The sequence below is a fragment of the Pseudomonas sp. R5(2019) genome, assembly GCF_009905435.1.
Classification (GTDB): domain Bacteria; phylum Pseudomonadota; class Gammaproteobacteria; order Pseudomonadales; family Pseudomonadaceae; genus Aquipseudomonas.
Genome location: NZ_JAAAMT010000033.1, coordinates 45,519 through 65,243, shown reverse-complemented (window position 1 = coordinate 65,243; position 19,725 = coordinate 45,519). Strand labels below are relative to the sequence as shown.

At 60.5% G+C, this 19,725-nt stretch carries 22 protein-coding genes; 9 read left to right on the top strand and 13 right to left on the bottom strand.

The features are described 5' to 3' along the window. Positions 1-344: 344 nt before the first annotated feature. The 3 genes from cysN to GUY40_RS19700 all read right to left on the bottom strand — a co-directional run bounded on the left by cysN (position 345) and on the right by GUY40_RS19700 (position 4,081). Positions 345-2,246: a sulfate adenylyltransferase subunit CysN gene (gene cysN / locus GUY40_RS19710; protein ID WP_166570578.1), complete on the bottom strand. Its 1,902-nt coding sequence runs from the start codon at positions 2,244-2,246 to the stop codon at positions 345-347. Positions 2,247-2,260: 14 nt separating this feature from the next. Next, positions 2,261-3,178, bottom strand: a complete 918-nt coding sequence (cysD, locus tag GUY40_RS19705) for a sulfate adenylyltransferase subunit CysD (protein WP_166570577.1) — start codon at positions 3,176-3,178, stop codon at positions 2,261-2,263. Between the two features lie 144 nt (positions 3,179-3,322). Continuing rightward, positions 3,323-4,081: a Nif3-like dinuclear metal center hexameric protein gene (locus GUY40_RS19700; RefSeq protein ID WP_166570576.1), complete on the bottom strand. Its 759-nt coding sequence runs from the start codon at positions 4,079-4,081 to the stop codon at positions 3,323-3,325. A gap of 221 nt (positions 4,082-4,302) precedes the next feature. Here GUY40_RS19700 and algW point away from each other — a divergent pair, with 221 nt between their 5' ends. Continuing rightward, on the top strand, positions 4,303-5,463 hold the full coding sequence (algW, locus tag GUY40_RS19695; RefSeq protein WP_166570575.1) for a Do family serine endopeptidase AlgW: 1,161 nt from the start codon (positions 4,303-4,305) through the stop codon (positions 5,461-5,463). A gap of 218 nt (positions 5,464-5,681) precedes the next feature. Here the strand turns inward: algW and hisC are convergent, their stop codons facing one another. From hisC to GUY40_RS19645, 10 genes are all read right to left on the bottom strand, one after another. Then, complete coding sequence (gene hisC, locus GUY40_RS19690; protein WP_166570574.1) at positions 5,682-6,731, bottom strand: histidinol-phosphate transaminase; 1,050 nt, start codon at positions 6,729-6,731, stop codon at positions 5,682-5,684. 2 nt (positions 6,732-6,733) lie between these two features. Beyond that, the gene (gene hisD, locus GUY40_RS19685; protein ID WP_166570573.1) at positions 6,734-8,059 is read right to left on the bottom strand and encodes a histidinol dehydrogenase; all 1,326 of its coding nucleotides are present in this window, start codon (positions 8,057-8,059) and stop codon (positions 6,734-6,736) included. A 124-nt stretch (positions 8,060-8,183) separates the two neighbouring features. Further along, positions 8,184-8,819: an ATP phosphoribosyltransferase gene (gene hisG, locus GUY40_RS19680; protein ID WP_166570572.1), complete on the bottom strand. Its 636-nt coding sequence runs from the start codon at positions 8,817-8,819 to the stop codon at positions 8,184-8,186. Positions 8,820-8,931: 112 nt separating this feature from the next. Continuing rightward, a complete protein-coding gene (gene murA / locus GUY40_RS19675; protein ID WP_166570571.1) occupies positions 8,932-10,197 on the bottom strand; it encodes a UDP-N-acetylglucosamine 1-carboxyvinyltransferase in 1,266 nt (421 codons plus the stop codon). A gap of 22 nt (positions 10,198-10,219) precedes the next feature. After that, positions 10,220-10,459, bottom strand: coding sequence for a BolA family protein (locus tag GUY40_RS19670; protein ID WP_166570570.1), 240 nt, complete (start codon positions 10,457-10,459; stop codon positions 10,220-10,222). Between the two features lie 106 nt (positions 10,460-10,565). Then, positions 10,566-10,871: a lipid asymmetry maintenance protein MlaB gene (locus GUY40_RS19665; RefSeq protein ID WP_166570569.1), complete on the bottom strand. Its 306-nt coding sequence runs from the start codon at positions 10,869-10,871 to the stop codon at positions 10,566-10,568. Beyond that, on the bottom strand, positions 10,868-11,533 hold the full coding sequence (locus GUY40_RS19660) for a phospholipid-binding protein MlaC (protein WP_166570568.1): 666 nt from the start codon (positions 11,531-11,533) through the stop codon (positions 10,868-10,870). Before GUY40_RS19660 ends, GUY40_RS19665 begins: the two co-directional genes overlap by 4 nt. 16 nt (positions 11,534-11,549) lie before the next feature. Further along, a complete protein-coding gene (gene mlaD, locus GUY40_RS19655; RefSeq protein WP_166570567.1) occupies positions 11,550-12,017 on the bottom strand; it encodes an outer membrane lipid asymmetry maintenance protein MlaD in 468 nt (155 codons plus the stop codon). Beyond that, positions 12,017-12,814: a lipid asymmetry maintenance ABC transporter permease subunit MlaE gene (mlaE, locus tag GUY40_RS19650; protein ID WP_166570566.1), complete on the bottom strand. Its 798-nt coding sequence runs from the start codon at positions 12,812-12,814 to the stop codon at positions 12,017-12,019. The genes mlaD and mlaE overlap by 1 nt, the downstream gene beginning before the upstream one ends. Further along, positions 12,814-13,623, bottom strand: a complete 810-nt coding sequence (locus GUY40_RS19645; RefSeq protein WP_166570565.1) for an ATP-binding cassette domain-containing protein — start codon at positions 13,621-13,623, stop codon at positions 12,814-12,816. The genes mlaE and GUY40_RS19645 overlap by 1 nt, the downstream gene beginning before the upstream one ends. A gap of 235 nt (positions 13,624-13,858) precedes the next feature. On the opposite strand from GUY40_RS19645, the gene GUY40_RS19640 reads away from it, so the two are divergent. The 8 genes from GUY40_RS19640 (at position 13,859) to ptsN (ending at position 19,724) form a co-directional block, all read left to right on the top strand. Then, complete coding sequence (locus tag GUY40_RS19640; protein ID WP_166570564.1) at positions 13,859-14,833, top strand: KpsF/GutQ family sugar-phosphate isomerase; 975 nt, start codon at positions 13,859-13,861, stop codon at positions 14,831-14,833. After that, entirely contained in the window at positions 14,834-15,358 is a 525-nt protein-coding gene (locus tag GUY40_RS19635) for an HAD family hydrolase (protein ID WP_166570563.1), read from the top strand. 8 nt (positions 15,359-15,366) lie between these two features. Next, positions 15,367-15,939 carry an LPS export ABC transporter periplasmic protein LptC gene (gene lptC / locus GUY40_RS19630; protein ID WP_166570562.1) on the top strand — a complete coding sequence of 191 codons (573 nt, stop codon included), beginning with the start codon at positions 15,367-15,369 and terminating at the stop codon, positions 15,937-15,939. After that, positions 15,926-16,468: a lipopolysaccharide transport periplasmic protein LptA gene (lptA, locus tag GUY40_RS19625; RefSeq protein ID WP_166570561.1), complete on the top strand. Its 543-nt coding sequence runs from the start codon at positions 15,926-15,928 to the stop codon at positions 16,466-16,468. Before lptC ends, lptA begins: the two co-directional genes overlap by 14 nt. Next, the gene (gene lptB / locus GUY40_RS19620) at positions 16,468-17,193 is read left to right on the top strand and encodes an LPS export ABC transporter ATP-binding protein (RefSeq protein WP_166570560.1); all 726 of its coding nucleotides are present in this window, start codon (positions 16,468-16,470) and stop codon (positions 17,191-17,193) included. The genes lptA and lptB overlap by 1 nt, the downstream gene beginning before the upstream one ends. Positions 17,194-17,362: 169 nt before the next feature. Further along, positions 17,363-18,856: an RNA polymerase factor sigma-54 gene (locus tag GUY40_RS19615; RefSeq protein ID WP_166570559.1), complete on the top strand. Its 1,494-nt coding sequence runs from the start codon at positions 17,363-17,365 to the stop codon at positions 18,854-18,856. Between the two features lie 82 nt (positions 18,857-18,938). Then, complete coding sequence (gene hpf / locus GUY40_RS19610) at positions 18,939-19,247, top strand: ribosome hibernation-promoting factor, HPF/YfiA family (RefSeq protein WP_166570558.1); 309 nt, start codon at positions 18,939-18,941, stop codon at positions 19,245-19,247. Between the two features lie 12 nt (positions 19,248-19,259). After that, entirely contained in the window at positions 19,260-19,724 is a 465-nt protein-coding gene (ptsN, locus tag GUY40_RS19605; RefSeq protein WP_166570557.1) for a PTS IIA-like nitrogen regulatory protein PtsN, read from the top strand. Position 19,725 lies beyond the last annotated feature (1 nt).

Below are 19,725 nucleotides of genomic sequence, written 5' to 3'. Positions count from 1 at the left end.
GAAGCAGCATCTTCAGCAATGCGGCTTTGCGTTCAGGTGAATAGTACGGCACGACCAGTCTCTTTCCGCCCCCGATATGCTTTTTCAGGAAAAACCGGAGAGGCGACAACTATCCTGACACCGGGGGGGAGATCGCGGTGGCGCAGGGGCAAAAAAATGCGCATGACCATAAGGAACTGCCATTTCACCAATGAATCATTGAGTTAATGAGCACTCATTGAAACAAGACAAAAAGCCAAAAAGCCAAAAAGCCAAAAAGCCAAAAAGCCCATACATATATCTGAGCATTAAAAAACCCGTCAGAGCCAAAGCCATGACGGGTTTTTCATATTGCAGACCAGCGCTTAAATCGCGCCGCGCGCCTTCAGAACTTCCAGCACCAACTTAACGCCCTCTTCCACCGACACGCTCTGGGTGTCGATCACAAGATCAGCATCCTGCGGCACGTCATACGGGAAGGACTCGCCCGGGATGTTGTCCCCTGCGGCCGCGTAGAGGCCTTGTGGGTCGCGTTCACGGCACGCCAGTGGCGAAGCCTGGACGTAGACGGTCACCAGGCGCTCCTTGCCGATCAGGGCCTTGGCCTGTTCGCGGCCTTCGGCGTCCGGGGCAACGAATGCAGCCAGGGTCAGCAGGCCGGCTTCGTTGAACTGGCGTGCGACGTGCGCGGCACGGCGCCAGTTCTCGGTGCGACCGGCACGGTCCTGTGGCAGGCCCTTGTTCAGGTCGTGGCGCAGGTTCTGGCCATCCAGCACGTAGACCGCACGGCCCATGTCGAAGAGCTTGCGCTCGACGGCGTAGGCCAGGGTGCTCTTGCCGGCGCCGGACAGGCCGCTGAACAGCACGGTGGCCGGTTGTTGGCCGAAGCGCAGGACGCGTTCTTCGGTGGCAACGTGAGCCAGTTTGCCGTGATGGCCGATGCTGCCGTGCGGGATCACCGGCGGTGCGATGATCATGCCGGCGCCAACGGTGCCGTTGGTCAGGCGGTCGATCACGATGAACGCGCCGGTGGTGCGGTTGCTGTCGTAACCGTCCAGGGCGATCGGTGCATCCAGGCTGACCTTGACCTTGCCGATCTCGTTCAGTTGCAGCGCGCTGGCAGCGCCCTGCTCCAGCGTGTTCACATCGACCTTGTGGGTGATGCTGGCAATGGTGCCCGGCACGTAGCTGGTGGCGCGCTTGATGTCGTATTTCTTGCCCGGGCGCATGGGCTCTTCAGCCATCCACACCAGCATGGCGTCGAACTGGTCGGTCACCGACGGTACGTTGTCGGCATGCACCAGCAGGTCGCCACGGGAGATGTCGATCTCGTCTTCCATGGTCAGGGTCACGGCCTGGCCAGGACCTGCGTGTTCCAGCTCACCTTCGAAAGTGACGATGGACTTGACCCGGCTGCTCTTGCCCGACGGCAGCACGACGACTTCGTCGCCCTTGTGCACGACGCCGCTGGCCAGGGTGCCGGCGAAGCCACGGAAGTTCAGGTTCGGCCGGTTGACGTACTGCACCGGGAAGCGCAGGTCGGTGAAGTTGCGGTCGCCCGCCACTTCCACGGTTTCGAGGATTTCCATCAGCGACTGGCCGCTGTACCACGGCGAACGCTCGCTGTGGTTGACCACGTTGTCGCCCTTGAGCGCCGACATTGGCACGAAGTGCAGGCTGCTCGGCTTGAAGTTGATGCCTTCGGCGAACTTCAGGTAATCGGCCTTGATCGACTCGAAAACCTGCTCGTCGAAGTCCTTGAGGTCCATTTTGTTGACCGCAACGACGATGTGCTTGATGCCCAACAAGGAGGCGATGTAGCTGTGACGACGCGTCTGGGTCTGCACGCCATAACGGGCGTCAACCAGGATGATCGCCAGGTCACAGGTCGACGCACCGGTGGCCATGTTGCGGGTGTACTGCTCGTGGCCCGGGGTGTCGGCAATGATGAACTTGCGCTTGGCCGTCGAGAAGTAGCGGTACGCCACATCGATGGTGATACCTTGCTCGCGCTCGGCCTGCAGACCGTCTACCAGCAACGCCAGGTCGATGTCGTCACCGGTGGTGCCGACTTTCTTCGAATCGCGGGTGATGGCTTCCAGATGGTCTTCGTAGATCATCTTGGAGTCGTGCAGCAGGCGCCCGATCAGGGTGCTCTTGCCGTCATCGACGTTACCGCAGGTAAGGAAGCGCAGCAGTTCTTTACGCTCGTGCTGGGCCAGGTACGCGAGGATGTCCTCGCTGATCAATTCGGATTGGTGCGACATGGTCTGACCCTAACTTAGAAATAGCCTTGACGTTTTTTGTCTTCCATGGAGCCGGCGCCATCGTGGTCGATGACCCGGCCCTGGCGCTCGGAAGTTCGCGTCAGGAGCATTTCCTGAATGATGTCCGTGAGGGTTTCGGCCTCGGACTCCACCGCGCCCGTCAACGGGTAGCAGCCAAGGGTACGGAAACGCACTTTCTTTTTGACGATGCGGGTTTTTTCTTCATCGCTCAGGTGCTCGAGGATGCGCTCGTCATCGATCATGATCAGCGTGCCGTTCTTCTCGATCACGTCACGCTCGGCCGCGAAGTACAGCGGTACGATCGGAATGCCTTCCAGATAGATGTACTGCCAGATGTCCAGCTCGGTCCAGTTCGACAGCGGGAAGACACGAATCGACTCGCCCTTGTTGACCTTGCCGTTGTAGACGTTCCACAGCTCTGGACGCTGGTTTTTCGGGTCCCAGCGGTGCTTGCTGTCGCGGAAGGAGTAAACACGCTCCTTGGCCCGCGATTTCTCTTCGTCGCGGCGCGCGCCGCCGAAGGCCGCATCGAAGCCGTATTTATCCAGCGCCTGCTTGAGGCCCTCGGTCTTCATGATGTCGGTGTGCTTGGCACTGCCGTGGGTGAAGGGGTTGATGCCCTGCGCCACGCCATCGGGGTTTACGTGTACCAGCAGGTCCAGCCCCATTTCCTCGACCATGCGATCACGGAAGCTGTACATCTCCTGGAATTTCCATTGGGTGTCGACGTGCATGACCGGAAACGGCAGTTTGCCCGGGAAAAAGGCTTTGCGCGCCAGGTGCAGCATGACGGCAGAGTCCTTGCCGATGGAGTACAGCATCACCGGGTTATCGAACTCGGCGGCCACCTCACGAATGATGTGGATGCTCTCCGCCTCCAACTGTTTCAAATGCGTCAGTTTGTCGACCATGGCTACTCACGGAATATCGATCTTATGGACGGCCAGCGGGCCGTGTTCGAGGCGGGCACTCTAGCACAGCGACCAATTCTATAGAGGAGGCCAGCTAGATCGAAACGGTATAAGAATATGCCCTGCCGTTTTAGCGACTCTGCTTTACACCGGGTTCGCGCAATCTATGAAAAGGTGCTCCAGCGCAAAGCGCCTGGCCAGGTAATCCCCCAACGCCTGCACGCCGTAGCGTTCAGTCGCGTGGTGGCCAGCAGCGATGAAGCTGATGTCGTTTTCCCGGGCACTGTGGAACGTCTGCTCGGACGCTTCGCCACTGATGAACAAATCAACACCGGCGGCGATGGCCTGATCGATATAACCCTGACCGCCACCTGTACACCAACCGACCCGACGAATGATCTCGCTACCTTCCACCAGCAACGGCTCACGGCCGAGCACCTCCTGGACCTTGCGGGCAAAGTCGCGGGCGGTCATGGGCTCGGCCAATGAACCGACCAGGCCGACCACCCGGGCGTTGTCCGGGTCAAGCGGGCCTTCAACGGTGATATCCAGCTGGCGCGCCAGCTGGACGTTGTTGCCGACTTCCGGGTGTAGATCCAGCGGCAGGTGATAACTGAGCAGGCTGATATCGTTGCCGAGCAGGGTTTTCAAGCGCCGCTGCTTCATGCCGGTGATGCAGGGGTTTTCACCCTTCCAGAAATAGCCGTGATGCACCAGCACCAGATCGGCATCCGCTTCCACGGCCGCATCCAGCAGGGCCTGGCTTGCGGTCACGCCGGTGACGATGCGCGAGACTTGCGGGCGCCCTTCGACCTGCAGCCCATTGGGACAGTAATCCTGGATCCGCGCGCTACCCAGGTAGCGATCGGCTTCTTCAACCAGGGTGCTGAGTGCAACAGCCATGAAAAGACTCCCGATTAATCCGTTTGGCAGGCCTCAGGCCCTTTATAATGCCCGCCATTATGAGCCGCCGGATGAGGTTGGGGAAACCGTCGGCCAGCTTTACGCAAACCTTACAGCTTTTGTTGCCCGGGTTATTCCTGCCCGGGCGCAGCTTCAGTATGATCGCGCGCTCAATTCTCCCCTGCTGCCGCTGGCTTTTTTGGATTTCCGGGACTCGTTCAATGTTCAAGGCACTGCGTTATTTTGGCTGGCCACTGCTGACTGGCGTGCTCATCGCCCTGCTGGTTATCCAGCGCTTCCCGCAGTGGGTCGGCTTGCCGAACCAGGACATCAACCTGCAGCAAGCGCCGCAGACCACAAAGCTGATGCAGGGGCCGGTTTCATACGCCGAGGCGGTCGGCACCGCCGCGCCGGCGGTCGCCAACCTCTACACCACCAAGGTGGTGAACAGGTCCAGCCATCCGCTGTTCGAAGACCCACAATTCCGGCGTTTCTTCGGCGATAACCTGCCCAAGCAACGTCGTTGGGAATCGAGTCTGGGCTCGGCCGTGATCATGAGCCCGGAAGGCTACCTGCTGACCAACAACCATGTCACCGCGGGCGCCGACCAGATCGTGGTTGCGCTCAAGGACGGGCGCGAAACCCTGGCCCGGGTGATCGGCAGCGACCCGGAGACCGACTTGGCGGTGCTGAAGATCGACCTGAAGAACCTGCCCTCGATCACCATCGGCCGCTCCGACAATATCCGCATAGGTGACGTGGCACTGGCGATCGGCAACCCCTTTGGTGTCGGCCAGACCGTGACCATGGGCATCATCAGCGCCACCGGCCGCAACCAGCTGGGCCTGAACACCTACGAAGACTTCATTCAAACCGACGCCGCGATCAACCCCGGTAACTCCGGTGGCGCGCTGGTGGATGCCCGCGGCAACCTGACCGGTATCAACACGGCGATCTTCTCCAAGTCCGGTGGCTCCCAGGGCATCGGCTTCGCCATTCCGATCAAGCTGGCACTGAACGTGATGAAGGCGATCATCGAGCATGGCCAGGTGATTCGTGGCTGGCTGGGGATTGAAGTACAGCCGTTGACCCAGGAATTGGCTGAGTCGTTTGGCTTGCAAGGTCGCCCTGGCATTGTCGTGGCGGGTATTTTCCGCGACGGCCCGGCGCAGAAAGCCGGTCTGCAACTGGGTGACGTCATCCTCAGTATCAATGGCGAACCGGCCGGCGACGGGCGTCGCTCGATGAACCAGGTGGCGCAGACCAAACCCAACGACAAGGTTTCCCTCGAGATCATGCGTAACGGCAAGGAAATGAAACTGACCGCAGAGATCGGGCTGCGGCCACCACCAGCGCCGGTACCGGCGGCCAAGGAAGAATAAGGTTGATGGACAAACCCCTGTAGGAGCAAGGCTTGTCGGAGCGCCGAACCGCTGCGATGAACGATGACGCGCAATACCTGTAAACCGCGGCGTCCTTATCGCGGGCAAGCCCGGCTCCTACAGTCGAGTCCCGCAGGTAGATTTGGGGTTTTCAGCAGTCTGAGCCCGCGCAGTGCGCGGGCTTTTTTGTGGGAGGGCGGGCTTGCGCGAAGCCTTATTCAGACCTCAAGTGCGTCGAGCAACGCCTGGTTCTGCTCTTCGGTGCCGATGCTGATCCGCAAGAACTGGGCAATCCGCTCCTGCTTGAAGTGCCGCACGATCACGCCTTTTTCGCGCAAGCGCGCTGCGATCGTCGCCGCATCCTGCTGCGGATGACGGGCAAAGATGAAGTTCGCAGCAGACGGCAGCACCTGAAAACCACGCTGTTCAAGGGCCGCAACCAGTTTTTCGCGACTGTCGATCACAGCATTGCAGGTCTGCTCGAAGTACGCTTTGTCCTCGAACGCCGCAGCCGCACCGGCAATCGCCATGCGGTCCAGCGGGTAGGAGTTGAAGCTGTTCTTGATTCGTTCCAGCGCCTCGATCAGATCCGGATGGCCAACCGCCAGGCCAACCCGCAGGCCCGCCAGCGAGCGCGACTTGGATAGGGTCTGGGTTACCAGCAGGTTCGGATACTGATTGACCAGACTGATTGCCGTCTCGCCGCCGAAGTCGATATAGGCTTCATCGACCACCACGACGGTGTCCTGGTTGGCCTTGAGCAGTTGCTCGACCGCCTCCAGCGCCAACAGGCAACCCGTCGGGGCATTCGGGTTCGGGAAGATGATCCCGCCGTTGGGGCGCGCATAGTCTTCGACCCGAATCTGGAACTGCTCATCCAGCGGCAGCGCCTCATACTCGATGCCGTACAAGCCGCAGTAAACCGGATAGAAGCTGTAGCTGATATCCGGGAACAGCAGCGGCTTGCCGTGCTGGAACAGGCCGTGGAACGCGTGCGCGAGCACTTCGTCCGAGCCGTTGCCGAGGAACACCTGGCGCGTGTCGATACCGTAGTACTCGGCCACTGCCTGCTTGAGGCGATCACCGTTCGGGTCCGGGTACAGGCGCAGATTGTCATTCAGCTCTGCGCGCATGGCCTCCAGCGCCTTGGGCGATGGGCCATAAGGGTTTTCGTTGGTGTTGAGCTTGACCAGCTTGGCCAACTTCGGCTGCTCACCCGGGACGTAAGGCACCAGGTCCTTGACGAAGGGGCTCCAGAATTTGCTCATGTTCATTCCCCTTTCTTGTCGGCAATGATGCGGTATTCAGCACTACGGGCATGGGCGCTCAGGGATTCACCCCGGGCCAGCACCGAAGCGGTCTTGCCCAGTTCCGAAGCGCCCTGCTCCGAGCAGAAAATGATCGAAGAACGTTTCTGGAAGTCATACACCCCCAGCGGCGACGAAAACCGTGCGGTGCCGGAGGTCGGCAGCACATGGTTGGGACCTGCGCAGTAGTCGCCCAGCGCTTCGCTGGTGTGACGGCCCATGAAGATCGCGCCAGCGTGGCGGATCTGCGGCAGCCAGGCTTGCGGATCGGCGACTGACAACTCCAAATGCTCAGGGGCAATGCGGTTGGCGACTTCAATGGCCTGCTGCATGTCACGAACCAGAATCAGCGCCCCGCGACCGTTGATCGAGGTATTGATGATTTCGGCGCGGTCCATGGTCGGCAGCAGCTTGTCGATGCTGGCAGCGACCTTGTCCAGGAAGGCAGCGTCCGGGCTGACCAGAATCGCCTGGGCATCTTCATCGTGCTCGGCCTGGGAGAACAGGTCCATGGCGATCCAGTCCGGATCGGTCTGGCCATCGCACACCACCAGGATTTCCGAGGGGCCGGCGATCATGTCGATGCCAACCTGGCCGAACACGTGGCGCTTGGCGGTGGCGACATAGATGTTGCCAGGGCCGACGACCTTGTCGACCTGGGGCACGCTTTCAGTGCCGTAAGCCAGCGCCGCGACGGCCTGGGCGCCACCGATGGTGAAGACCCGGTCGACACCGGCGATGCACGCCGCCGCCAGCACCAGCTCATTGACTTCGCCACGCGGCGTCGGCACCACCATGACCACCTCAGTCACACCCGCGACCTTGGCAGGAATGGCGTTCATCAGTACCGACGAGGGGTACGACGCCTTGCCACCCGGCACATACAGGCCGGCACGGTCCAGCGGCGTGACTTTCTGGCCCAGCACCGTACCGTCGGCCTCGGTGTAGCTCCAGGAATCCTGCTTTTGCCGCTCGTGGTAGCTGCGCACACGTTCGGCGGCCTTTTCCAGGGCCTGGCGCTGCTCCGGGGTGATGCGGGTCAGGGCCAGTTCCAGGCGGTCGCGCTTGAGGATCAGGTCGTCAATGGAGGTGGCCTGAACGCCGTCGAAACGCTGGGTGAACTCCACCAGCGCCGCATCACCGCGCTCGCGCACGGCCTTGATGATGTCGAGCACGCGCTGGTTGACCGAATCGTCAGACACGCTTTCCCAGCTCAGCAGATGATCCAGATGTCGGGCGAAATCCGGGTCAGCAGCATTGAGTCGGCGAATTGCAGTGGACGTGGTCATAGCGAGGGCCTCGATAATTGGCAAATGCTCAGGCGCCCTAAAGTAGCAGTCGATCCGCGCGGGCACCTGAGAATTCTGGCTATGACACGGATAGACGGGCGCGACCTGGGGTCGCGCAAAACAGTCAGCCGCGGTGTCGCGATTCCACAGCCCGGCGCAGGACGTCGATCAGGCTTTGGATGCGGGCGTGCTGCATCTTCATCGATGCTTTGTTGACCACCAGCCGGGAGCTGATGTGGGCGATCAATTCCTGGGGTTCCAGGCCGTTGGCACGCAGGGTGTTACCAGTGTCGACGACGTCGATGATCTTGTCGGCCAGGCCGATCAGCGGTGCCAGCTCCATCGAGCCGTACAACTTGATGATGTCGACCTGACGGCCCTGCTCGGCGTAGTAACGCTTGGCGACGTTGACGAACTTGGTCGCCACGCGCAGACGGCCCTTGGGCTCGACTGCGCCGACGGCACCGGCGGTCATCAGCTTGCACTTGGCGATCTGCAGGTCCAGCGGCTCGTACAAGCCCTGGCCGCCGTACTCCATCAGCACGTCCTTGCCGGCAACGCCGAGGTCGGCCGCGCCATGCTCGACGTAGGTCGGCACGTCGGTAGCCCGTACGATCAGCAGACGGACGTCTTCCTGAGTCGTAGGAATGATCAGCTTGCGGCTTTTATCCGGGTTCTCGGTCGGCACGATGCCGGCTTCCGCCAGCAGCGGCAGGGTATCGTCGAGAATGCGGCCCTTGGACAGCGCGATGGTCAACATGGGAAACGTCGGTCCTTATCAGGATACTTCTCGCCGCGCCGGGAACCCCGGCAGGGCGCGAATCAATTCAGTCCAGCATGTCGGGGCGCGTCCGTGCACCCCTTCAGGAAAACTAGCCCGGTACGCGACGGATCTTCGCGCCCAGCATCTGCAGTTTTTCCTCGATGCATTCATAACCACGGTCGATGTGGTAAATGCGGTCGATCAGGGTATCGCCTTCGGCAACCAGTGCCGAGATGACCAGGCTGGCCGAGGCCCGCAGGTCGGTCGCCATCACCGGTGCGCCCTTGAGCGTTTCGGTGCCGGTAACGATGGCGGTATTGCCTTCGACCTGGATCTTGGCACCCATGCGGTGCAATTCATAGACGTGCATGAAGCGGTTTTCGAAAATGGTTTCGATCACAGCGCCGGTGCCGGTGGCGATGGCGTTGAGGGAGACGAACTGCGCTTGCATGTCAGTCGGGAACGCCGGGTACGGAGCGGTACGCAGGTTCACAGCCTTGGGCCGCTTGCCGTGCATGTTCAGCTCGATCCAGTCGACGCCGGAGGTGATTTCGGCGCCCGCTTCCTTGAGTTTTTCCAGTACCGCTTCAAGGATGGTCGGATCGGTGTCCTTGACCTTGACGCGGCCACCGGTCACGGCAGCGGCCACCAGGTAGGTACCGGTTTCGATACGGTCAGGCATCACCTTGTAGTGCGCCGAGTGCAGGCGCTCGACACCGTCGATGGTGATGGTGTCGGTACCGGCACCACTGATCTTGGCGCCCATGGCGATCAGGAAGTTGGCCAGGTCGACGACTTCCGGCTCACGCGCGGCGTTCTGCAGCACGCTTTGGCCTCGGGCCAGGGCCGCTGCCATCATGATGTTTTCGGTACCGGTCACGCTGACGGTATCGAAGAAGAAATGCGCACCTCGCAAGCCACCCTCGGGTGCCTTGGCCTTGATGTAGCCGCCTTCGACCTCGATTTTCGCGCCCATGGCTTCCAGGCCGCGAATGTGCAGGTCAACCGGACGCGAACCGATGGCGCAACCACCCGGCAGCGCAACTTCGGCTTCACCGAAGCGGGCGACCATCGGGCCCAGCACCAGGATCGAGGCGCGCATGGTTTTCACCAGCTCGTACGGAGCGACCAGGGTCTTGATGGTGCGCGGGTCGATTTCCACAGCCAGCTTTTCGTCGATCACAGGCTCAATGCCCATGCGCCCGAACAGCTCGATCATGGTGGTAATGTCGTGCAGGTGCGGCAGGTTGGCAACCGTGACCGGGCCATCGCACAGCAAGGTCGCGGAAAGAATCGGCAGGGCAGAGTTCTTCGCCCCGGAGATGCGGATTTCGCCGTCAAGACGAACGCCGCCAGTAATAATCAGTTTGTCCATAGGGATCTCGACGCCAATTGGCTCAGGTACGCTCAGCCCAGGCTGCGCTGCTGAAAAATTTCATGGTGACCGCGTGGATGCTGCCATCGGCGATCCAGGGGTTCAGATGAGCATAAACCGCCTGCTGACGCTTGACCGGGCTCAGGCCCGACAACTCGTCGCTGATCACGTTCAACTGGAAGTTGCAGCCTTCGCCTTCAACTTCGACCTGGGTTCCTGGCAACTTTCCTTCAAGAAAGCTCTTAACTTCTACGGCCTGCATGCTCAACCTCAATCGGCGCCCAACGCGCGCGGGTCGGCCATCATACAAAAAAGCCCTTCGCCTGCGAACCCCGCAATGGGGAACTCTGACAAAGGGCCTGGCTATTTCAATCCTGGACCAGCAATTCGGTCAGCCCGCTGACCTGGGCAATTTCGCGCATATCGTCGGGCATGGCCCTGATCGACAGCGTCTTGCCCAGCGCTTGAGCGTCGCGCATGAACGCCAGCAGCAAGGAAAGACCCACACTACTGGACTTTTCCACGGCCGAACAATCGACCAGCAGAGCCTGCCCATTGCTGGCATTGATCAGCGCCTGACCTTCCTTGCGCAAGGCCGGGCCAGAGCGGTAATCGAGCACGCCGTGCAGGCTCAACTGCCCCGGCGCGCCAGCACGAACTTCACTGATCGTCATTGTGCCTGTTTCTGCTTCTGTTCATCGGCCGCTTCCTCGGTCACTGCCTTGGCCTTGGCGACTTCGCCCGCCCAGTTGTTGATCGTCTTGTCCAGATCGTTGCCATTGCGCTGCATGGCGTCAGCGAACTGGTCACGGAACAGCTTGCCGACGTTGATCCCGTTGATGATCACGTTGCGGACTTTCCACTGGTCGTTGATCTTCTCCAGGGTGTAGGAAACCGGATAGTTCGCGCCGCTACTGCCCTTGACCGTCATGTCGACGCTGGTACGGTCGCCACTTTCGTCCTTGGCAGGAGAAACGGTAATGCCCTGGTTCTTGTACTCAAGCAGCGCATTGCCATAGAACTGCATCAGGCTGCGCTTGAAGTTCTCCTGGAAGCGCGCCATCTGCTCCGGGGTGGCCTTTTTCGAGTATTTGACCGTCATGATGCTGCGCGAAACGCCGTCAGCATCCACCACCGGCCCGACGATGTTGTTCATGGCATCGTAGAAGGCGCTCGGGTTGGTCTTGTAGGTTTCCTTGTTGGCTTCCAGGTCCGCCAGCAAACGCGTGGTGGTGTCCTGAATCAGTTCATGGGCCGATGGACCGGTGACGGCGTGCGCCAGCATCGGCAGGGCCGCCAACAGCACCAGCAGGCCACGTCGCAGAATAGACATCATGGAATAACTCCTCATTTCACTTGGCTTCTTTGCCAACACTATTGAGCAGGAACTTGCCGATCAGATCCTCGAGCACCAGTGACGACTGGGTATCGTGAATGGTTCCGCCATCCGTGAGCAATTTGTCTTCACCGCCCACGCTGATGCCGATGTACTTCTCACCCAGCAGCCCTGCGGTCAGGATCGAGGCGGTGGAATCGGTGGGCAGGTTGTCCACGCGTTTTTCCAGCTCCAGGGTTACCCGACCGGTATAGGTGTCGCGGTCCAGATCGATTGCCGTGACCTTGCCGATGGTTACCCCGGCCATGGTCACTCTAGCTCTGACAGTCAAACCGGCGATATTGTCGAAGTAAGCGTAAAGTTTATAGGTGTCAGTGCTCGGGGTGGCCGACAGCCCGCTGACGCGCAGCGCCAGCAGCAGCAGTGCCAGAATCCCGGCCAGCAAAAACAGGCCGACACCGATTTCCAGGGTGCGGTTTTGCATCAGAAATCTCCAAACATCAAGGCGGTCAGAATAAAGTCCAGGCCCAGCACTGCCAGCGAGGCATATACCACGGTCTTGGTCGTGGCACGGCTGATCCCCTCCGAGGTGGGCTCACAGTCATACCCTTGGAAAACGGCAATCCATGTGACGACAAAAGCGAATACCAGGCTTTTGACCACGCCATTGAGCACATCATCGGTAAACGATACGCTGTTTTGCATGTTGGCCCAGAATGAGCCCTCGTAGACGCCCAGCCAGTCTACGGCAACCCACGAGCCACCCCAGATGCCGACAACGCTGAAGATGATGGCCAGCAACGGCAGCGAGATGAAGCCGGCCCACAAGCGTGGCGCGACGATGTATTTGAGCGGGTCGACGCCGATCATCTCAAGGCTTGAGAGCTGCTCGGTCGACTTCATGTTGCCGATTTCGGCGGTCAACGCGGAACCGGCACGACCAGCGAACAGCAACGCGGTGACGACCGGCCCCAGCTCACGCAGCAACGTCAGTGCAACCATTTGCCCGACAGCCTGCTCCGAGCCGTACTTGGTCAGAATGCTGAAGCCCTGCAGCGCCAGCACCATGCCGATGAAAACGCCCGACACCACAATAATTGCCAGCGACAGCACGCCCACGGAGTAAAGCTGCTTGATCAGCAGTTGAAAGCCGCCGCCAATACCGCCACGCCCACCCAGGGCATGGGTCAGAAACAGTGTCGAACGGCCCAGGACGGCCAGCACATCGATGCCTGAACGCCCGAACCGCCGAATGCGTTCCAGTAAGGATTTTCTGCGCATCAACGCTTCCCCAGAAGATCAGCGCGGTAGTCCGGCGCAGGAAAGTGGAAAGGTACCGGCCCATCGGGGTCGCCTTTCATGAATTGACGGATGCGCGGGTTATCGGAGCCCATCAGCTCCTTCGGCGTGCCCTGCCCCAGCACCTGGCCATCGCCGACCACGTAGATATAGTCGGCAATACTGGCGGTTTCGGCCAAGTCGTGGGACACCACGATGCTGGTGATGCCCAGGGCATCGTTGAGCAGGCGGATCAGGCGCACCAGCACGCCCATGGCGATCGGGTCCTGGCCCACGAAGGGCTCGTCATACATAAGGATCTGCGGGTCGAGGGCGATAGCCCGGGCCAGCGCCACTCGGCGCTTCATGCCGCCGGAAAGCTCGTCGGGCATCAGTTCGATCGCACCGCGAAGGCCGACGGCCTGCAGCTTCATCAAAACGATGTCACGAATCATTTCATCGGGCAGCTGGGTATGCACCCGCAGCGGAAAGGCGACGTTCTCGAACACATCAAGATCGGTGAACAGGGCGCCGCTCTGGAACAGCACGCCCATTTGCTTGCGGGCATCGAACAGGTCACTGCGCGACAGCTTCGGCAGGTTCTGGCCGTTGACCCAGACTTCGCCGCTGCTGGGCCGCAACTGCGCGCCCATCAAACGCAACAGCGTGGTCTTGCCGCACCCCGATGGCCCCATGATTCCGGTGACCTTGCCACGCGGAATACGAATATCGACGTTATTGAAGATGCTGCGCGTACCGCGCTTGAAGGTAAGGCCCTTCAGCTCGACCGCGTAGGCGTTATCGGCACTCATCTAAACTCCTTGCGATGCAGCCTCTCTCTCAGACGCTCACCCCCTTCTTGGAGGCACGCGCGCACTGGGCGGGCCGAACTGGCGGCGAACTATATCACCGCTGGCACTATCGCCCCAAGGCCTGCGCCGCGCTCGTTCAGTCGCCAGACAGGCAACGCGGCGACGATCGCAGGTGAGGCTTTCGTGCATTACCGCTATAATCCCCGCCTTTTCATCAGGCAATCCGATTTCCGACATGAGCCAATCCAGCGACCTGATCCAATCCGCACAGCGCACCATCCGCCTCGAGCTTGAGGCCGTTGAAGGCTTGCTGGCCCATATCGATGCCGATTTCGTCCGCGCCTGCGAGATGATCCTGGCCAGCAAAGGCCGCGTCGTCGTGGTCGGCATGGGCAAGTCCGGGCACATCGGCAACAAGATCGCCGCGACCCTGGCCAGCACCGGCACCACGGCCTTCTTCGTGCACCCGGCCGAGGCCAGCCACGGCGACATGGGCATGATCACCAAGGATGACATCATCCTGGCACTGTCCAACTCCGGCTCTACCGCCGAGATCGTTACCCTGCTGCCGCTGATCAAGCGTCTGGGCATCCAGATGATCAGCCTGACCGGCAACCCCGACTCGCCACTGGCCAAGGCCGCCGAGGTCAACCTCGACGCGCGCGTTGCCCAGGAGGCTTGCCCATTGAACCTGGCCCCGACCTCCTCGACCACCGCCTCGCTGGTGCTCGGCGATGCCCTGGCGATCGCCCTGCTCGAAGCCCGTGGTTTCACGGCCGAAGACTTCGCGTTCTCGCACCCCGGCGGCGCCCTGGGCCGCCGCTTGCTGCTCAAGGTCGAAAACGTGATGCATGGCGGTGAAGAGCTGCCTCAGGTAGTCCGCGGCACGCTGCTCAAAGACGCGCTTCTGGAAATGTCTCGCAAAGGTTTAGGCATGACGGTGGTACTGGAAGCCGACGGCAAGCTGGCCGGAATCTTCACTGACGGTGACCTGCGCCGCAGCCTGGACCGCAACATCGATATCCACACGGCAAAAATCGAAGACGTCATGACCCTGCACGGCAAGACCGCGCGCCCGGACATGCTCGCGGCCGAAGCCCTGAAGATCATGGAAGACCACAAGATCAGCGCGCTGGTCGTGGTCGACAAGGCCGACCAGCCGGTCGGCGCCCTTAACATGCACGACCTGCTGCGCGCCGGAGTGATGTAAATGAGCAACGATCTGCTGCAACGCGGCAAGGCCATCAAGCTGGCAGTCTTCGACGTGGACGGCGTGATGACAGACGGCCGCCTGTACTTTCTCGAAGACGGCAGCGAGTTCAAGTCGTTCAACACCCTGGACGGCCAAGGCATCAAGATGCTGATGAACAGCGGCGTCACCACCGCGATCATCAGCGGCCGCAAGACCCCGGCGGTCGAACGACGCGCGCGCAACCTGGGCATCCCGCATCTGTATCAGGGCCGCGAAGATAAATTGGTGGTGCTGGACGAGCTTCTCGGCCAACTCAACCTAAGCTATGAACAAGTGGCCTACCTGGGCGATGACCTGCCAGACCTGCCGGTGATTCGCCGGGTCGGCCTGGGCATGGCCGTGGCCAATGCCGCCGCCTTTGTGCGCGAACACGCCGATGGCGTCACCCAGGCCCGCGGCGGCGAAGGCGCCGTGCGCGAGTTCTGCGAACTGATCCTGCGCGCCCAGGGCAACCTTGACGCGGCTCACGCCCACTATCTGTAGAGCGATACATGTTCAGTAAAAAAGCTCGCAACATTGCGTTGTTCTGTGTGATTGCCGCGCTGCTGGCTGCGGTGGGGTACTGGAACATCAGCCCGGAAAGCTTCCTCGACAAGCCGGTAGCGACGGTCGACGAGAGCGCCATCGACTACTACGCCATCAATGCGCGCAGCGTGCAGTTCCTGCCCGACGGCAAGCTGCAATATGAAATGACCGCCGACAAGGTCGAGCACGTGATGACCAGCGAGATCACTCTGCTGACCAAGCCCGACCTGCAGATGTACCGCGGGACTGCCTATCCGTGGCACGTGCAAAGCGAGCGCGGCGAGGTCAACCCTGACGGCACCGAAGTCGAACTGATCGACTCGGTGCGCATCGCCCGGACCGATCAGAAAAACCGCGCCACCCTGATCACCTCTTCGCGCATGACGGTATTCCCGCATAAGGAATATGCGCAAACAGAGCAAGCCGTTAGAATCGAGGGCGCTGGCGGCGTGACCACGGCCACGGGCATGAAAGCGTATTTGAACGACAGCAGGATCAACCTGCTGTCCAACGTAAGAGGACAGTATGAGGTTCGTTAAAACCCTTCCTTTCTTGCTCAGCGTGGGCGCAGCACTGGGAAGCGCGAGCGCCTGGGCTCTGCCGACGGACCGCGACCAGCCTATCCGCATTCAGGCTGACGACGCGCAACTCGATGACAAGCAAGGCATTGCCACGTACAAAGGTGATGTCGTCATCACCCAGGGTTCGATGAAAATCACCGGCAACACTGTGACCTTGACCCGCACAGCCTCGGGCGACGTCGACGTGGTGACCGCCGTCGGCAGCCTGGCGTACTTCGAGCAACAGCAGAAAGCCACCGACCCGGAAAAGGTCAAGGCCTATGCCGTGACCATCCAGTACCACTCCACGCAGGACCGCGTCGTGCTGATCGACCAGGCCAAGGTCATCAACGCCGGTAACACGACCGAGGGCGAGAAAATCGTCTACGACACGGCCAACCAAGTGGCTACCGCAGGCCGCGCCGGCAGCGGCGTGAAAACGCAGCGCCCGCGGATCGACATGGTGATCCAGCCGAAAAAGAAACCCGACGAGCAAAAGGCCCAGTAATGGCGACTCTGAAAGCCCAACACTTGGCCAAGAGCTACAAAAGCCGCCAGGTCGTTCGTGACGTCAGCCTGTCCATCGACAGCGGCCAGATCGTCGGCCTGCTGGGCCCCAACGGTGCCGGCAAGACCACCTGCTTCTACATGATCGTTGGGCTGGTACAGGCCGACCAGGGCCGCGTGCTGATCGACGACATCGACGTCAGCCACCAGCCCATGCATGGCCGCGCGCGCGCCGGCATCGGCTATTTGCCGCAGGAAGCCTCGATCTTCCGCAAGCTGTCGGTGGCCGACAACATCATGGCGATCCTGGAAACCCGCAAGGAGCTGGACAGCGCTGGCCGGCGCAAGGAGCTGGAAAGTCTGCTGCAGGAGTTCCATATCAGCCACATTCGCGACAACCTCGGCATGAGCCTGTCCGGTGGCGAACGGCGCCGGGTCGAAATCGCCCGCGCACTGGCCACCGCGCCCAAGTTCATCCTGCTCGACGAACCCTTTGCCGGCGTTGACCCGATCTCCGTGGGCGACATCAAGCAGATCATTCATCACTTGAAGGCCAAGGGCATCGGCGTCCTGATCACCGACCACAACGTTCGTGAAACCCTGGACATCTGCGAAATCGCTTACATCGTCAACGATGGCCAACTGATCGCCGAAGGCGATTCCGACGCTATCCTGGCCAACGAACTGGTGAAAGAGGTTTACCTCGGCCACGAGTTCCGCCTGTAATCTCGAGGTGTTTGGCGAGTTGCCCAGAGCGCCTGACTGTCGCTTAATTGTTACAGCGCTCTAGGCAAACACTTCAGATTCAGGCATATAACTTGCTTATGTTTGGCGCTTCGGCGCCCTGTAGTGGATGGCGCATGCGCGCCGGCAAATAAGGTGTAAAGCCCCTGCCATGAAACCATCGCTCGTCCTAAGAATGGGCCAGCAACTGACGATGACTCCTCAGTTGCAACAGGCCATCCGTTTGCTCCAGTTGTCGACCCTGGACCTCCAACAGGAAATCCAGGAAGCGCTGGAATCCAACCCGATGCTCGAACGCCAGGAAGAAGGCGACGACTTCGATAACAGCGACCCGCTGGCCGACAACGTCGAACAGAAAACCCCGGCGGAGATCCAGGAGCCCAGCTACCAGGAAAGCACTCCAACCGTGGAGAACCTGGAAGAAGGCGAGTGGAACGAACGCATCCCCAATGAACTGCCGGTGGACACCGCCTGGGAAGATATCTACCAGACCAGCGCCAGCAGCCTGCCCAGCAACGATGATGACGAGTGGGACTTCACCACCCGCACGTCCGCCGGTGAAAGCCTTCAGAGTCACCTGCTCTGGCAGCTGAACCTGGCGCCGATGTCCGACACCGACCGCCTGATTGCGGTCACCCTGATCGACTGCATCAACAGCCAGGGCTACCTCGACGAAACCCTTGAGGAGATCTGCGAGTCGTTCGACCCGGAACTGGATATCGAACTGGATGAGATCGAAGCCGTCCTGCACCGCGTCCAGCAATTCGAGCCGGCCGGCATCGCTGCCCGCAACCTGAGCGAGTGCTTGCTGCTGCAATTGCGTCAATTGCCCGCCAATACGCCATGGCTGCCCGAAGCCAAGCGCCTGGTCACCGATTTCATCGACCTGCTCGGCAGCCGCGATTACAGCCAGCTGATGCGGCGCATGAAAATCAAGGAAGATGAGCTGCGCCAGGTCATCGAACTGGTACAGAGCCTCAACCCGCGCCCAGGCTCGCAGATCGAGTCATCCGAACCCGAATACGTGGTGCCGGACGTGATCGTGCGCAAGGACAGCGAGCGCTGGCTGGTGGAGCTGAACCAGGAGTCGGTGCCACGCCTGCGCGTCAACCCGCAGTACGCAGGCTTTGTGCGTCGCGCCGACACCAGTGCCGACAACACCTTCATGCGCAATCAGTTGCAGGAAGCCCGCTGGTTCATCAAGAGCCTGCAGAGCCGCAACGAAACCCTGATGAAGGTCGCCACCCAGATCGTCGAGCACCAGCGCGGCTTCCTGGACCACGGCGACGAAGCGATGAAGCCGCTGGTCCTGCACGATATCGCCGAGGCGGTGGGCATGCACGAGTCGACGATTTCACGGGTGACGACGCAGAAATACATGCACACCCCGCGCGGCATCTACGAGTTGAAGTATTTTTTCTCGAGCCATGTGAGCACCTCCGAAGGCGGTGAATGCTCGTCTACAGCGATCCGCGCGATCATCAAAAAACTGGTTGCAGCGGAAAATCAGAAAAAGCCGTTGAGTGACAGCAAGATCGCTGGTTTACTGGAGGCACAAGGCATCCAGGTAGCCCGTCGCACCGTCGCCAAATACCGCGAGTCCCTCGGCATCGCACCGTCGAGCGAACGCAAGCGATTGATGTAACGGCCTTGAGATGTGCCACAGCGTTTCAGTGGCAGGCCCTTGGGCCTGCCTCTTTATGCACTGGCAACAAAGGAGAAGCTGTATGCAAGTCAACATCAGTGGACACCAACTCGAAGTCACCGAACCGCTGCGCGCTTACATCGGGGAAAAACTCGATCGTCTGGAGCGGCACTTCGACAAGATTACCAATGTGCAGGTCATCATGGAGGTCGAGAAGCTGAAACAGAAAATCGAGGCCACCCTGCGCATACCTGGCGGCGAAGTCGTCGCCAATGCTGAACATGACGACATGTACGCCGCGATTGACCTGCTCACAGACAAGCTCGACCGCCAACTGAAAAAACACAAGGAAAAACAGCAGAGCCTCCTGCAAGGCGCGACCGCTCGCTGACACCCCCCACTCATGATCCGACTTGAAAACATCCTGACCCCCGGCCGTTCACTCATGAACGTGCCGGGCGGCAGTAAAAAGCGTGTACTCGAACAAATTGCAAACCTGATCCACCGGGAAGTCCCGGAGCTGGATATGCAAACTGTCTTCGAAAGCCTTATCGCTCGCGAAAAACTGGGCTCTACGGGGTTCGGCAATGGCATTGCCATTCCTCACTGCCGACTCAAAGGGTGCGAAGCCCCTATCAGCGCCCTGCTCCACCTCGATGCACCTGTAGATTTCGACGCCATCGATGGCGCCCCCGTCGACCTGCTGTTCGTGTTGCTGGTCCCGGAAGCGGCCACCGATGCTCACCTGGAGCTGCTGCGCCAGATTGCCAGCATGCTCGATCGCAAGGAGGTTCGTGATCGCCTGCGTGCCGCAGGCAACAACGAATCCCTGTATAACGTGGTATTGGAAGTACAGAACGGTCAATAAT

Excerpts from the sequence above, each read along its gene's own strand:
- mlaD (WP_166570567.1), bottom strand. The coding sequence starts at position 12,017 with ATGCAAAACCGCACCCTGGAAATCGGTGTCGGCCTGTTTTTGCTGGCC.
- mlaE (WP_166570566.1), bottom strand. The coding sequence starts at position 12,814 with ATGCGCAGAAAATCCTTACTGGAACGCATTCGGCGGTTCGGGCGTTCA.
- GUY40_RS19645 (WP_166570565.1), bottom strand. The coding sequence starts at position 13,623 with ATGAGTGCCGATAACGCCTACGCGGTCGAGCTGAAGGGCCTTACCTTC.
- GUY40_RS19635 (WP_166570563.1), top strand. The coding sequence starts at position 14,834 with ATGAGCAACGATCTGCTGCAACGCGGCAAGGCCATCAAGCTGGCAGTC.
- murA (WP_166570571.1), bottom strand. The coding sequence starts at position 10,197 with ATGGACAAACTGATTATTACTGGCGGCGTTCGTCTTGACGGCGAAATC.
- lptB (WP_166570560.1), top strand. The coding sequence starts at position 16,468 with ATGGCGACTCTGAAAGCCCAACACTTGGCCAAGAGCTACAAAAGCCGC.
- hisG (WP_166570572.1), bottom strand. The coding sequence starts at position 8,819 with ATGTTGACCATCGCGCTGTCCAAGGGCCGCATTCTCGACGATACCCTG.
- hisD (WP_166570573.1), bottom strand. The coding sequence starts at position 8,059 with ATGACCACGTCCACTGCAATTCGCCGACTCAATGCTGCTGACCCGGAT.
- GUY40_RS19660 (WP_166570568.1), bottom strand. The coding sequence starts at position 11,533 with ATGATGTCTATTCTGCGACGTGGCCTGCTGGTGCTGTTGGCGGCCCTG.
- GUY40_RS19615 (WP_166570559.1), top strand. The coding sequence starts at position 17,363 with ATGAAACCATCGCTCGTCCTAAGAATGGGCCAGCAACTGACGATGACT.
- GUY40_RS19670 (WP_166570570.1), bottom strand. The coding sequence starts at position 10,459 with ATGCAGGCCGTAGAAGTTAAGAGCTTTCTTGAAGGAAAGTTGCCAGGA.
- lptC (WP_166570562.1), top strand. The coding sequence starts at position 15,367 with ATGTTCAGTAAAAAAGCTCGCAACATTGCGTTGTTCTGTGTGATTGCC.
- ptsN (WP_166570557.1), top strand. The coding sequence starts at position 19,260 with ATGATCCGACTTGAAAACATCCTGACCCCCGGCCGTTCACTCATGAAC.
- algW (WP_166570575.1), top strand. The coding sequence starts at position 4,303 with ATGTTCAAGGCACTGCGTTATTTTGGCTGGCCACTGCTGACTGGCGTG.
- lptA (WP_166570561.1), top strand. The coding sequence starts at position 15,926 with ATGAGGTTCGTTAAAACCCTTCCTTTCTTGCTCAGCGTGGGCGCAGCA.
- GUY40_RS19700 (WP_166570576.1), bottom strand. The coding sequence starts at position 4,081 with ATGGCTGTTGCACTCAGCACCCTGGTTGAAGAAGCCGATCGCTACCTG.
- cysD (WP_166570577.1), bottom strand. The coding sequence starts at position 3,178 with ATGGTCGACAAACTGACGCATTTGAAACAGTTGGAGGCGGAGAGCATC.
- hpf (WP_166570558.1), top strand. The coding sequence starts at position 18,939 with ATGCAAGTCAACATCAGTGGACACCAACTCGAAGTCACCGAACCGCTG.
- GUY40_RS19640 (WP_166570564.1), top strand. The coding sequence starts at position 13,859 with ATGAGCCAATCCAGCGACCTGATCCAATCCGCACAGCGCACCATCCGC.
- GUY40_RS19665 (WP_166570569.1), bottom strand. The coding sequence starts at position 10,871 with ATGACGATCAGTGAAGTTCGTGCTGGCGCGCCGGGGCAGTTGAGCCTG.
- cysN (WP_166570578.1), bottom strand. The coding sequence starts at position 2,246 with ATGTCGCACCAATCCGAATTGATCAGCGAGGACATCCTCGCGTACCTG.
- hisC (WP_166570574.1), bottom strand. The coding sequence starts at position 6,731 with ATGAGCAAATTCTGGAGCCCCTTCGTCAAGGACCTGGTGCCTTACGTC.